Annotated in this window: 12 protein-coding genes; all 12 read left to right on the forward strand. The window is 42.8% G+C overall.

Translation table 11 applies throughout. The features are described 5' to 3' along the window. The first annotated feature begins 102 nt into the window (after positions 1-102). Positions 103-792, forward strand: coding sequence for an anaerobic ribonucleoside-triphosphate reductase activating protein (locus tag NXH67_RS16315; RefSeq protein ID WP_272798079.1), 690 nt, complete (start codon positions 103-105; stop codon positions 790-792). Between the two features lie 184 nt (positions 793-976). Then, complete coding sequence (locus NXH67_RS16320; protein WP_022777274.1) at positions 977-3,382, forward strand: ribonucleoside triphosphate reductase; 2,406 nt, start codon at positions 977-979, stop codon at positions 3,380-3,382. Positions 3,383-3,554: 172 nt separating this feature from the next. Further along, positions 3,555-3,881 carry a zf-HC2 domain-containing protein gene (locus NXH67_RS16325; RefSeq protein WP_022777273.1) on the forward strand — a complete coding sequence of 109 codons (327 nt, stop codon included), beginning with the start codon at positions 3,555-3,557 and terminating at the stop codon, positions 3,879-3,881. A 22-nt stretch (positions 3,882-3,903) separates the two neighbouring features. Beyond that, positions 3,904-6,105, forward strand: coding sequence for a DNA polymerase I (polA, locus tag NXH67_RS16330; protein ID WP_272798080.1), 2,202 nt, complete (start codon positions 3,904-3,906; stop codon positions 6,103-6,105). Between the two features lie 6 nt (positions 6,106-6,111). Next, positions 6,112-6,738: a dephospho-CoA kinase gene (gene coaE, locus NXH67_RS16335; RefSeq protein ID WP_022777271.1), complete on the forward strand. Its 627-nt coding sequence runs from the start codon at positions 6,112-6,114 to the stop codon at positions 6,736-6,738. Then, entirely contained in the window at positions 6,735-8,903 is a 2,169-nt protein-coding gene (locus tag NXH67_RS16340) for a cell division protein FtsA (RefSeq protein ID WP_272798081.1), read from the forward strand. The genes coaE and NXH67_RS16340 overlap by 4 nt, the downstream gene beginning before the upstream one ends. A 93-nt stretch (positions 8,904-8,996) precedes the next feature. Beyond that, entirely contained in the window at positions 8,997-9,794 is a 798-nt protein-coding gene (locus NXH67_RS16345; protein ID WP_272798082.1) for an MBL fold metallo-hydrolase, read from the forward strand. 103 nt (positions 9,795-9,897) lie between these two features. Further along, positions 9,898-10,983 carry a hypothetical protein gene (locus NXH67_RS16350; protein ID WP_272798083.1) on the forward strand — a complete coding sequence of 362 codons (1,086 nt, stop codon included), beginning with the start codon at positions 9,898-9,900 and terminating at the stop codon, positions 10,981-10,983. Positions 10,984-10,998: 15 nt separating this feature from the next. Further along, entirely contained in the window at positions 10,999-11,787 is a 789-nt protein-coding gene (locus tag NXH67_RS16355) for a hypothetical protein (RefSeq protein WP_272798084.1), read from the forward strand. Between the two features lie 30 nt (positions 11,788-11,817). Beyond that, positions 11,818-12,480, forward strand: coding sequence for a hypothetical protein (locus tag NXH67_RS16360; protein ID WP_272798085.1), 663 nt, complete (start codon positions 11,818-11,820; stop codon positions 12,478-12,480). Positions 12,481-12,547: 67 nt separating this feature from the next. Then, complete coding sequence (locus tag NXH67_RS16365; RefSeq protein WP_022777268.1) at positions 12,548-12,820, forward strand: ACT domain-containing protein; 273 nt, start codon at positions 12,548-12,550, stop codon at positions 12,818-12,820. Positions 12,821-12,861: 41 nt separating this feature from the next. After that, positions 12,862-14,226, forward strand: a complete 1,365-nt coding sequence (locus tag NXH67_RS16370; RefSeq protein ID WP_272798086.1) for a PFL family protein — start codon at positions 12,862-12,864, stop codon at positions 14,224-14,226. The last annotated feature ends 181 nt before the right edge of the window (positions 14,227-14,407 follow it).

Below are 14,407 nucleotides of genomic sequence, written 5' to 3' on the forward strand. Positions count from 1 at the left end.
AAATAACAGAGAAAAGACTCGGCTTTGTCCGGGTCTTTTCTCTGCTCCAATATTTTCAATCTGCTATAATTAGAGTGATTTTTGAGAACGGAGACTTAATTCATGAGGATATACGGACTTCAGAAAATGACATTACTGGACTTTCCTGAGCATGTGGCCTGCACCGTCTTTTTGGGCGGCTGTGATTTCAGATGCCCCTTTTGCCACAACTTTGAACTCGTTGAGAATCTGACTGATGACTACATGGAAGAGGAGGAGTTCTTTACTTTTTTGGACAAGAGAAAGGGCATTTTGGACGGAGTTGCCATATCCGGCGGAGAGCCTTGTATTCAGAAGGAACTTAAGAATTTTATCATTAAGATCAGGGATAGAGGGTTCCTTATCAAACTGGATACAAACGGCTATCATCCTGGGCTTTTGGCTGAACTTACAGATGAAGGCCTTGTGGATTATGTCGCCATGGATATTAAGAACAGCCTTGATAAATACGGCATGACCGTTGGCGTTAAGGATCTGGACACCAGGCCTGTTGAGGAGAGCATAAGGATTCTTCTTCAAGGCAAAACGGAATATGAATTTCGAACCACACTTGTGAAGGAGTTTCATGACATTTCCGACATTGCAAAAATTGGTGAATTGATAAAAGGAGCGAATAAATATTTCCTTCAACAGTACGTTTGTCGGGAAAACGTGCCGGATAAAACGCTAAATCCGCCATCCGAAGAGGACATCAAACAATATCTTGTGGTTCTTTCCCAAAATGTACCAAATGCCCAAGCCAGGGGCATTTGAGAATGAATTCTCATTTATTTTAGCGGCTTTGTGAACCAATTTTCTGAATATAAACCACAATATATAGTATTTTATATTTAAATGTTTACTATATATTGACGATGATACGTATTAATGTTACCCTATTATTAACACAAAATATGAGAGAGAAAATGTGTTGTTTTTGAAATAGAAGGGGGTTCATATGTATCAGGTGGTTAAGCGTGATGGCAAGGTCGCTGACTTTGACATCAGTAAGATTTCTGCGGCTATTACCAAGGCATTCGTTGCTTTGGATAAGGACTATCATTCAAGTGTTATAGATCTTGTAGCACTTCGCGTTGCTTCCGATTTCGAGAGCAAGATTTCCAATGGAAAAATTACAGTTGAGCAGATTCAGGATAGCGTTGAGAAGGTTCTTTCAGAATCCGGCTATGCTGATGTTGCCAAGGCATATATTCTGTATCGTAAGCAGAGAGAAAAGGTTCGTAACGTCAACTCTGCGCTTCTTAACTACAAGGATCTGGTGGACGATTACCTCAAGATCAATGACTGGAGAGTTAAGGAGAATTCTACAGTTACATATTCTGTAGGCGGCCTTATTCTGTCCAACTCCGGCGCTATCACAGCCAATTACTGGCTTTCCGAGGTCTATGATGAGGAGATAGCCGGAGCTCACAGAAGCGCTGCTATTCATATTCATGATCTTTCCATGCTCACAGGTTACTGCGCAGGCTGGTCACTTAAACAGCTTATTCAGGAAGGACTTGGCGGAATTCCGGGCAAGATAACTTCATCACCTGCATGCCATCTTTCAACTCTTTGCAATCAGATGGTCAATTTCCTTGGAATCATGCAGAATGAGTGGGCAGGAGCACAGGCTTTTTCATCCTTTGATACCTATCTTGCACCCTTCGTTAAGATAGACAATCTGTCTCAGCATGAGGTTAAGCAGTGCATTCAATCCTTTGTCTATGGAGTGAATACACCGAGCCGTTGGGGCACACAGGCTCCTTTCTCCAATATCACTCTGGACTGGACTGTGCCTAACGATCTTAAGAACCTTAATGCCATTGTCGGAGGCAAGGAAGTAGACTTCACCTATGGCGATTGTCAGAAGGAAATGGATATGGTCAACAAGGCCTTCATCGAGATCATGATTGAGGGCGATGCCAACGGAAGAGGCTTCCAGTATCCTATTCCCACTTATTCCATCACAAGGGACTTTGACTGGAGTGAGACAGAGAACAACAAGCTTTTATTCGAGATGACTGCTAAATACGGAACACCGTATTTTTCAAACTATATCAATTCAGACATGGAGCCCTCCGATGTGCGTTCCATGTGCTGCAGACTCCGTCTTGACCTTAGAGAGCTCAGGAAGAAATCCGGTGGATTCTTCGGCTCAGGTGAGTCTACAGGTTCTATCGGTGTTGTTACCATCAACATGCCGAGAATTGCTTATCAGGCTGCTGATGAGAAGGACTTCTATGCAAGACTTGATCATCTTATGGACATTGCGGCAAGAAGTCTTCATACCAAGAGACAGGTTATTACCAAGCTCCTTGACCAGGGACTGTACCCTTATACCAAGAGGTATCTCGGAACCTTTGCTAATCACTTCTCAACCATCGGCCTTATCGGCATGAACGAAGTGGGACTTAATGCAAAGTGGATCGGCGCTGATATGACAGATGCAAGAACCCAGGAGTTCTCCAAGGATGTTCTTAACCACATGAGAGAGCGTCTTTCCGATTATCAGGAGAAGTACGGAGATCTCTACAATCTGGAGGCAACTCCCGCAGAGTCCACAACCTACAGATTTGCCAAGCATGACAAGGAACTTTATCCCGATATCATCACAGCCAATATGGACGGTACACCTTATTACACCAATTCATCACACCTTCCCGTTGGCTACACAGAGGATATTTTCTCTGCTCTCGATATCCAGGATGAGCTGCAGACACTTTATACATCAGGAACAGTATTCCATGCGTTCCTGGGTGAGAAGCTCCCTGATTGGAAGGCAGCTGCCAGCCTTGTAAGAAAGATTGCCGAGAACTACAAGCTTCCTTACTACACAATGTCTCCTACATACTCAGTATGTAAGGAACACGGTTATCTCTCCGGAGAGCAGGCTGTATGCCCTCACTGCGGACAGAAGACCGAAGTCTACAGCAGAATTACAGGATATTATCGTCCCGTTGCCAACTGGAACGACGGTAAGGCTCAGGAATACAAGGACAGGAAGGTCTACAATATCGGAACCTCAGTCCTTACACATGAAGGCCCCAAGGCATCAAGCTTTGTAGAGGCTGCAGTTAAGAAGGCCAACAAGGAAGCCGGAAACAGCCTTGATAACATCACTGCTGAGTCCGTAATGCTGTTTAAGACCCAGACCTGTCCCAACTGCAAGATAGCAGGGGCAATGCTGGATAAGGCCGGAGTAGTATACAAGACTCTCGATGCTAACGAGAATCCCGAACTTGTAGAGAGATTCGGAATCATGCAGGCACCTACCCTGGTAATTACTTCTGAGGAAGGCTATACCAAGCTTCATGGTGTATCTGACATCAAGGCATGGATTAAGGACAGCTTCGCTTCATAAAATGAACTTTCAGAGACGGAGGTAGTAGGTCATTTTTCTAAATGATCTAGCACTTCCGTCTCTTTTGAACAGTGCCAAACCATTGTAAAACAGCGTGTTTTGTTGTATTCTATATATTGTAGAAATAGATACTTTGAACGCTTTATAATATACAAGATGTTGGGATTTCATTATGAACTGTAAAGATGCGGAAAAAATGATATCGCCGTTTCTTGAGGACGACCTGGACAACAAGGATCTGGCTCAGTTCCTGGAACATATGGAGAGCTGCGATGAATGCAGGGAGGAGCTCACCATACAATTCCTGGTGCTGGTAGGTATGAAGAGACTTGAGGACGGTAATACTTTTAATCTTAAATATGAACTGGATAATATGCTAAAGGATGCCAGGAAGAAGCTCAAGGCCAGAAGATATCTTGTGGCCACCAGCATTGTTCTTGAGCTTTTGGTGGCAGCGATGACGGTGGTTACCGTTATACTTGCAATGACCCTTAGCTGACACGGATGACAAAAGAGGATTTATGACTAAGCAGAAACTGATTATCAATGGTAACGAACTTATAAAAGATGCTTATTATTCTCTTCCCATTTTTTATGATGGAGAGGGTAACCCGATTAACGGAATATACGGAGCATTGTACAAACTTTCCGGGATGGTTAGATCCGGCGACTACGAAGCTGTATATGTGAGCATCACCGAAGCTGAGAATACGCCGGTTGCTGTGGAATCTCAGGTGGAGAATTTTAAGGCTTCTCTTTCACAGCTTGATGCTTCCCTTACAGGTAGTGAAGAGGAAGGCAGCGGAGTTGCAATTACGGAGGAATTTTCGCAGGGACTTCTGGACAAGCTCTTCGAAATATCACCTCTTAACGATGCAAAAAGCTCTGTTTCCTTAAGCCTTAAGATACAGACAACCTCAGATCTGAATGAGGTTGAAGATATATTCGCAAGGGCACTTGAATACGGCAAAAAGTCCATCGACAATTTTGTCGCCTATTTCCCATTAACAGAATATAAGAGTAAGGATACCAAGCAGAAGGACCTGTTGGGGCTTGGGCTTTGCTTTGACAAAGAATGCGCGTATTTTATACAGCCTCAGGGCTTTATTACAGAGAATTATCTGGGGCAGAAACTTGCAGAGCTCAGTAAGAGCGTATCTCTTGCCACCTTCGATATCAAGGACAGCTTTGGATTTTTTACTCCTTCTGAGATCAGCGAGAGAGTAAGGGGCTATTCCGAAGAGGATGAGAGCTACAAGACTTCTCCGAGAGCCTTCGATACTCTGATCGGCGCTTATGTGAACAATCCCATCAAGAACGACTACAGGATTGAAGATATCTCCGGTGAATATCTAAAGCTCCCTTTGAAGAAAAAAGAGGACTACTTCGGCAAGGAATCGCTACGAAATGCAGATGACAAGCTCCTTTCCGAATATGCTGCCAAGGCTGCCTACACCTGCTTTGCAGCGGCACCTGCGATTAAGAAAAAGCTTGAGAAGACCGGAATGGACAAGCTCTTCTATGAGATTGAGATGCCTCTTTCCTATATCCTTTTTGCCATGGAAAAAGAAGGAATCATAGCCAGAAGGGACGAACTCAAGTCCTACGGAGACAAGCTCCAGGTAAGAATCACAGAGCTGGAGAAGAAGATCTATGAAGCGGCCGGTACTGAGTTCAATATCAATTCTCCTAAGCAGCTGGGCGAGATATTGTTCGAGAGACTGGGGCTTCCAGCTGAGAAGAAGACCAAATCGGGATATTCCACAGCTGCAGATGTACTGGAAAAGCTGGCTCCCGATTATCCCATTGTTGCTGACGTTCTGGAGTACAGAGGACTTGCCAAACTTAAGTCCACCTATGCGGATGGCCTTTCTGCCTTCATAGAGGAGGACGGAAGGATCCACACCAGCTTTAATCAGACCATAACAGCTACAGGAAGAATCAGCTCCACAGAGCCCAACCTTCAGAATATTCCCATGAGAACAGAGCTTGGAAGGCTTATCAGAAAAGTATTTGTTCCAAAGGAAGGGTACGTTTTTGCAGATGCGGATTACTCCCAGATTGAGCTTCGTATTCTGGCTCATATGTCTCAGGATCAGGGACTTATCAGTGCTTATCACGAAGGTGAGGATATTCATAGCATTACAGCTTCCAAGGTGTTCCATGTGCCCTTGAATGAGGTTACACCACTTCAGAGACGAAATGCCAAGGCTGTAAACTTCGGTATCGTCTATGGTATCAGTTCCTTCGGCCTGTCCCAGGATCTGTCGATTTCAAGGGGCGAAGCCAAGGAATATATGGATAAGTACTTTGAGACCTACCCCGGAGTCAGGGAGTATCAGGACAAGGTCATCAGCGATGCCAAGAATACAGGCTACAGCGTGACATTGTATGGCAGAAGAAGACCTATCCCGGAGCTTAAGATGAGCAACTTTAACCTCAGACAGTTCGGAGAACGTGTTGCAATGAATGCACCTATTCAGGGAACCGCCGCCGACATCATGAAGATAGCAATGATCAATGTCTACTTCAGAATTAAGAAAGAGGAGCTTAAATCCAGACTCATCCTTCAGATTCACGACGAACTGGTAATAGAGACTGCGCCCGATGAGAAGGACAAAGTAACAGCTCTTTTACAGGAAGAGATGGAGAATGCAGCGATTCTTGCAGTACCGCTTGAGGTTGAATGCCATACCGGCACTGACTGGTATGAGGCTAAGTGATAGGGGATGAAAAAAGTGCTTTCTAAGGACAGAACCAATATTATCGGGATAACAGGGGGAATCGGAGCTGGCAAGAGCACAGTCCTGGATTACATAGATAAGCATTATAACTGCCTGATAATCTATTCCGACGACGTGGCCAATGACATCAAGAAGAAGGGATATCCCGCTTATGACGAGTTGGTGGCCTTTTTGGGAGAAGAGATTTTGGGATCTGATGGCGAAATAGATAAGGCAAAAATGGCTTCTGCTATTTTTAATGATAAAAATAAACTAAAAACAGTAAATAATATTTTGCATCCTGCAGTAAATACCTTTATTATTAATAATATAGACAGGGAAAAAGAGACGAAGGAGCATGACTTTGTTTTTGTGGAAGCAGCCCTTCTTATCGAAAACGGCTACGACAGAATAGCCGATGAACTCTGGTATGTTTATGCCGACGAAGATGTGAGAAGGCAGAGACTTAAAAGTTCCAGGGGCTACAGCGATGAAAAGATTACGGATATCTTCAGCAAGCAACTGGACGATGAAACCTTCAGAAAACACTGCGAATTTGTAATAGACAACAGCGGCGATCTTTCTTACTCGGCTAAACAGATAGATGACAAAATCGGGGATTGGAGAGAATGATGGCTAGTTTGGAACAGGCAGATCAGAAAATTGTATTCGGACTGGATATCGGAACAAGAAGTGTTGTCGGGACTGTGGGATTTATGAGTGACAACCGGTTCAATGTCATTGCTCAGACTGTAGAGAAGCATCAGACAAGAGCTATGCTGGACGGTCAGATCCATGATATCGGTAAGGTTGCCATGACGGTCAGGATCGTTAAGGAACGCCTTGAACAGCAGACGGATGTACATCTTACCGATGTATGTATCGCTGCAGCCGGACGTGTCCTTCGCACGGTCAGAATTAACTATGACTATGAATTCCCTGATGGACATACCATAACCGATGAAGATATCTACAACCTGGATTCCTCGGCGGTTGAGAAGGCCTATGCCGAGTTCCTTGAGAAGAATACTTCTGAGCTGAAGTTCTATCTGGTTGGTTATTCTGTAATGCATTATTATCTGGATGGATATCAGATAGCCAATCTGGAAGGCCATAAGGCCGGTAAGGTAAGCGTTGAACTGATTGCAACCTTCCTTCCCGATGACTGCGTAGACGGTCTGTACAAGACCTGTGAGAGAGCAGGCCTTAACGTTGCCAATCTTACACTCGAGCCTATTGCGGCAATGATGGTTGCCATTCCCGACAGATTCAGAATGCTGAATCTTGCTCTTGTGGACGTGGGCGCAGGAACATCCGATATCTGTGTCACAGATGATGGTTCTATTACAGCCTACGGAATGCTTCCAATTGCAGGCGACGATATAACAGAGATAATCGCCCAGCATTGTCTGGTTGATTTTAATACAGCGGATGAGATCAAGATAGCCGCAAGCCATAATGACAAGGTTGAATATGTTGACATTATGGGACTTAACAAAACTATTTCCGCCAAGGAAATAGCCAAGGTCATCAAGCCTAAGGTTGACGAGATGGCCAAACGCGCCACAGAGGAGATTAAGAAGCTTAACGGCGATAAGCCTGTCAGCGCTGTCTTTGTTGTCGGCGGAGGCGGTTGTGTTCCCGGTTACACCAAGGCTATAGCCAAGGATATGGATATTCCGGAGGAACGTGTTGCTCTTAGAGGTGAGGAAGTAATGAAGAATATTGTTTTCCTCACCAATGACGAGATTGAGAAAGATTCTCTTCTTGTTACACCGCTTGGTATCTGTATCAGCTACTACGAAGAGGCCAACAACTTTATCTTCGTATCCTTTAACGGAACACAGACCAAGCTCTATGACAACGGAAAGCTCCAGATTGTGGATGCTGCCATGCAGGTGGCATTCCCCAACGAAGATCTTTTCCCGAAGAGAGGAGAAGAGCTAAAATTCACTGTTAACGGCAAAGAGAGAACAACCAGGGGAGAACCCGGTGAGGCAGCTGTTATTTCCCTCAACGGTCAGCCTGCGGATATTCACTCCAAGATTCATGCCAACGACATAATAAATGTAACGCCATCTACCGCAGGAGCACCCGGTAAGGCTACCATAGAGAGTATCCCTGAGTTTAAGACCAAGTTTAACGTCAATGTTAACGGCAAAAACGTAGAAGCTTCAAGATATGCCACAGTTAACGGCGAAACTCAGACCGGTTTTTACAATATCAAACCCGGAGATGACGTCAAAGTACTTGATTATAATACCGCTGCTCAGATTGCCGAGCTAATGGATATTGAGCTTACGGAAGATACTGTTATAATAGTAAACAATGAGCGCGGCGATGCAGGGACACCTGTATATGAGAACTTCAAGGTAGAGTTCAAGGATCCCGAGGAAACCATTATGGATTACTACGAGGACTTCCCCAGCGCAGATGAGGTGGCAATCAGTCAGGAGAATGAGGAATCCTTTGAAGACCTTGACGAGAGCCTCAAGCTTACCACCGATGAAGAAGGCCAGATGACTCTGAAGGAAGAGCCTGAGGAGAATGTATACGAGAAAGCAGAGCAGGAGCCCGTCAGGAATATTCTTGCCCATGATCTTCACCTGATGGTCAACAATGATCCGATAACCCTTCATGGCAAGGCAGATTATATTTTCGTTGATATCTTCGATGCCATAGATTTTGATCTGTCCAAGCCAAACGGCAGGAGCATTGTTACAAGCCTTAACGGCGGAACACCGGATTATATGGAGCCTATACATGAAGGCGATAAGATAGAAGTTTATTGGAAATAATTAAAAGGTAATTGGAATTTAAGACTTATTTGTGCTTGTTTTCCGGTGCAAATAAGTCTTTTTATGAATAAGTTTTTGGGAGAGTTTTGTTTTATGCGTTTTACAAGTATTGCCAGCGGTAGCAGCGGGAACTGCACCTATGTGGGATCAGACAACACCCACATCTTAATTGACGCGGGAGTCAGCAAGAAGAGAATCGAAGAAGGTCTTAAGGGCCTGGATCTTGGGCTTTCCGATATCAGCGCCATTTTTGTGACCCATGAGCATGTGGATCACATATCGGCACTTCATACCATTTTGAAAAAATATGATATTCCGATCTATGCCACTGCAGGAACCATACAGGGCATCAGAAACAGCGACAAAAAGAGCGAGATGACACAATCCCGCTTTATTCCGGTTGTGGCCGACAAGCAAGTCAGCGTAGGAGATATGATCATAGATCCCATGACAATTTCTCACGACGCTCTGGATCCCTGCGGCTACCGCGTATATTGTCAGGGTAAAAAAGTCGGAGTTGCCACCGACCTTGGCTGCTATACAGAATATACTGTGGATTGTCTTACAGACTGCGACGCGCTTCTTTTGGAGGCTAACCACGACGTTCGCATGCTTCAGACAGGACCTTACCCATATCAGCTTAAGAGACGTATTCTCGGCGATAAGGGACATCTTTCCAATGAGAAGAGCGGTGAGCTTCTCTGCAGACTTCTCAATGATAAGATGAAGGGTATTTTCCTTGGCCACTTGTCACAGGAAAACAATCTACCTGAGCTTGCTTATGAAACTGTCCGCGTGGAAATAGAAATGGGCGACACTCCCTACAGAGGAAATGATTTCCCTCTTATTGTAGCCAGCAGGTCGGAATTATCACCGATTTTGGACTTTTAATGTCATTCGTCCTATTTCAAGTGTCATTCGTCAGAAAATCAACATTTCTATTTGCATTTATGGTATAAAGGATTATAAAAAATATGAATCGGAGAGAAATTCTATGTTTTCAATTAATCCTACAAGCTGCAAAAGTAATGTTGCAACTTTTGACAGTGTACAGTCTAAGCTCAGGCAATACAGTGCTGAGATTGAAAGCATCAGAAGCGAACTGCCTATGAATATCCGTGCAAGCGCTTCCATCGATGCTGCTCTTTCAGCATGTGCGGCCAGTGCCTTAAATAATGCTCTTGGTGTTGAAAAACTTAGCGCAGCTCTTAGTGCAATCTGTGATACATATTCCAAGACGGAAGAGGATATTGTATCTAATCTGACAGGAGAAGGTGGTACTAAGTCTTATGCACCGAGCGGTTCTGATAATGCTGTATGCGTTTCTGATGGCGGCGGTGGCGGTGGTACAGTACAGCCGGGCACAAATACACCATTTGATGATAACGGTCAGTACGGTGGTGATCAGGGACATCCCAAAGAAACTGATAAGAAAGATCCTCATTTTAAGGAAATGGCAGATATTATCAAGAAATATTATCCGAATATGACCGATGATGAAATCATGGAATACCTTGAGAAAATGAACAAAGAAGGCTGCGGATATGTTGCGATATGCAATTCCATTTTTTCTGCGTATGTTGGTAATGAGGAGTTGTTTGAAAAGACTTTTGGTTTTCCTATGTATGATAATCAGGGCGAACTTAATTATGATCTACTGCTCTGTGATTTATACGCAGATACGGATAACCATCATAAAGGGTTATTTGGATCTGACTATAAGAATCCTTTTGCAATATTCGATAAAGGTACAGATGAGGCTTCCAGGAAATATCGTACCGAATTGTATTTGAAGGATAAAGGTGTTGATGTAAAGATTGATAATGATATAGTATTTGATCCTCAAAATTTTGATAAATATTCAGATGGCTCCGTTATCATGCGTGCTGAGAATTTTAAGATGTATGATGTAGACGGAAAAGAATATACTGTCAAGGGCGGCCATGCTATGACAGTTACCGGTGTAACTGAGGATGGAAGGCTGATTGTTTCCTCATGGGGCAGGAAATTCTATCTTGATCCGGCGCAGAAGGGTATTGATATAGATTTTGCATATTATGAGTATGATATTCACAAATAAGGATGATAATTTAAGATGAATAAAAGGTTTTTTATAACAATTATTGTAATGGGAGTTGTATTATTTTCACTTGTTGCTTGCAGTCACGCAAGAACATCATTTGACTTTGAAAGAGCGAGTATAATTTCCGTGTGTATAGAGGATGCGGTTCCCGGGTATTATGCCGATACCTTAAAAATTGAACTTGATCAAAAAGAAATGTCTAATCTCATTCAAATAGTTCCTGAACTACAATTGAAAAAAGGACAATCCGGACAAAGCAATGGCATAGGAAGTGATTACAGTATTGTATGTTACGGCGAAAACGGTAGCAAACTGTATAAATTTGATGTGGATTCAAGCCATAATCTAAATATGGAAGATTCATATCTTGAACATAACACTAAACTTGATGAATTTCTTGGTAATCTCGAAACAACTTATGGTTTTCTTAACTATGATAATGGAGAGAGACTTCCCGGACCGGAGTTTCTGAAATTTACTGATATTATATCAAAAATTAAGTTTGTGGAGCATACAGAGACAAATTTCGATGATGGAGTAAGCTATATTCTTAAGAAAGATGAAGTAGACAGACTTAAAGGGGGTATTAGTAAGGCTGTATATTCAGAAGGTAAAGAGCTCTATGATGGTGATATGATGTACAGAATAAATGCTTTCGACAAGTGGGGGAGCTTTGTTTACAGTATTTTTGTAACACCTGAGTACGATGTGTACATCAATGGCAGACCTTATGAATATGATTCTATAAAAGACTGGCTTGATGAGATGGAAGAAGTCAGCGGCTTTGCAGATAAGCACTAAAAAGATAATTAGATGAGGACTATTATAACGATGAATAATGATATTGGATTGAAAATCCCCAATATGGATGAATTTCAAACTGAATATAAAAAAGGAATCTTTGATGATAAACAGATTGATTTAACTGCTGAGGATAATTATCTTTGCCAGTTTTACAAGTTCCTTCTTAATGATTATTTTCATTCTGTTATAGTATTTGATGAAGCAGAGACCTATTTGAAGGAAAACGGACTTCGTGGCAAAAATGAAGAAAGAAAAGATTACTATGAAAAGTATAGCCCGCTTCAATTCGACTTTTTTTCACTCAGATCTCCTGTAAGGATTGACCGTATAGCTGATGATGCAAGACAGGAATTGTTATCCGCTATGGAAGATTATAACGATATTGCAAAAAGGGAGAATGCTCAAAAACTTGCTGTCAGCTCCATCAGCGATGTGCTTATGATTGATAAGACACAGGAAAACAATTACTATCTTCTTTTTAATTCAGTTCATGGAGAGGGCGCTGTTCCTGCCAATTCAATTGTAATGGTGTTATCAAGTGCACCGACAATTGACGAAAATGGTAGTGATGATTATTTTGAAAAGGAAAAGAAGCGTTTTCAAGTGCTTAATGAACAAAAAGATCATGTTGAAAAAGCTTTTTATGAAACGACAGGATTAAAACTAAATATTATTGTAAAAAGAAGGTGAAACTATTTGACTTTTCCCGGATATCTTGCTAACTTTGATTGAAATAGGTTTTTTTCTGGAGGGAATTATGAATAAGACAATAATTACTGTAGTAGGAAAAGACACAGTCGGCATTATCGCTAAGGTATGCACATATTTAGCAGATTCCGGGATCAATATTCTTGATATTTCCCAGACTATCGTAAGTGGATACTTTAATATGATGATGATTGTTGATATGTCAGGCTCAGCCAAGGAGTTCAACGCGGTAGCGGATGATCTTGATGCTCTTGGACAGGAGATCGGCGTAGTCATTAAGTGTCAGAGAGAAGAGATTTTTGATTCAATGCACAGAATCTGAATGATAGCGGCACATGAAATGACAGTTTTGAGGAGAGAGCCATGATAAATGTATCTGAGGTCGTTGAGACCAATGAAATGATAGAAAAAGAGAATCTTGATGTCAGAACCATCACCCTTGGTATCAGCCTTTTGGACTGTATAAGTTCTGACCTTGATCAGCTTAACAAAAACATCTACGATAAAATCTACAACGCAGCTAAAGATCTAGTAAAAACCGGAGATCAGATTTCCAGAGAATTCGGTATTCCAATAGTTAACAAAAGAATATCAGTTACACCCATAGCTCTTATCGGAGGCGCAGCCTGCAAGAGCCCTGAGGATTTTGCAAGTATTGCAAAGACTCTTGATAAAGTAGCCAAGGAAGTGGGAGTTAACTTCATCGGTGGTTATTCAGCTCTTGTTAGCAAGGGTATGACAGAGGCTGACAGGCACCTTATTGAGTCTATTCCTTTGGCTCTTTCAACAACCGATGTGGTATGTTCTTCAATAAATGTAGGTTCCACCAAGACCGGTATCAATATGGACGCCGTAAGACTTATGGGAACCATTGTCAAAAAGACTGCTGAAGCAACCAAGGAGAATGATTCTCTGGGCTGTGCCAAGCTGGTAATATTCTGCAATGCACCTGATGACAATCCGTTCATGGCAGGAGCATTCCACGGAGTAACTGAGGCTGATAAGATCATCAATGTTGGTGTTTCAGGTCCCGGAGTCGTTAAGACAGCCCTTGAGAAGGTCAGAGGCGAGAACTTTGAGGTTCTCTGCGAGACTATCAAGAAGACCGCCTTCAAGGTAACAAGAGTTGGACAGCTTGTTGCACAGGAAGCTTCCAAGAGACTGGGAGTTCCTTTTGGGATTATCGATCTGTCCCTTGCACCTACACCTGCGATCGGAGACAGTGTTGCTGATATTCTTCATGAGATTGGCGTAGAGCACGCAGGTGCTCCCGGAACAACAGCTGCTCTTGCACTTTTGAATGACCAGGTCAAGAAGGGCGGCGTAATGGCTTCTTCCTATGTAGGTGGACTTTCCGGAGCATTTATCCCCGTCAGTGAGGATCAGGGTATGATCAATGCAGTAGAGGCAGGTGCCCTTACAATAGAGAAGCTTGAGGCCATGACCTGCGTATGCTCAGTTGGTCTTGATATGATCGCTATTCCGGGAGATACCAAGGATACCACAATTGCTGGTATTATCGCTGATGAGATGGCAATCGGTATGATCAACCAGAAGACTACAGCAGTTCGTCTTATCCCTGTTATCGGTAAGGGTGTAGGTGAGACAGTTGAATTTGGTGGCCTTCTCGGATATGCACCTATAATGCCTGTTAACCAGTTCTCCTGCGATAACTTCGTTAACAGGACGGGAAGAATTCCCGCACCTGTTCACAGCTTCAAGAACTGATTTTATTTGTATTATTCCAATATGAATGATATGGGTGTCAAAAGTCAAAAATGCGTACATGCTTGCATGTTAAGCATTTTGACTTTATGACCCGAACAAATATGAGGAATAAGCAATTTACGCAGTAAATTAGCGGTTTCCGAATATTTGCAGAATTACGAAAATGACGATAGTCATGGAG

The sequence above is a fragment of the Butyrivibrio sp. DSM 10294 genome, from assembly GCF_028539135.1.
Lineage (GTDB): Bacteria > Bacillota > Clostridia > Lachnospirales > Lachnospiraceae > Butyrivibrio.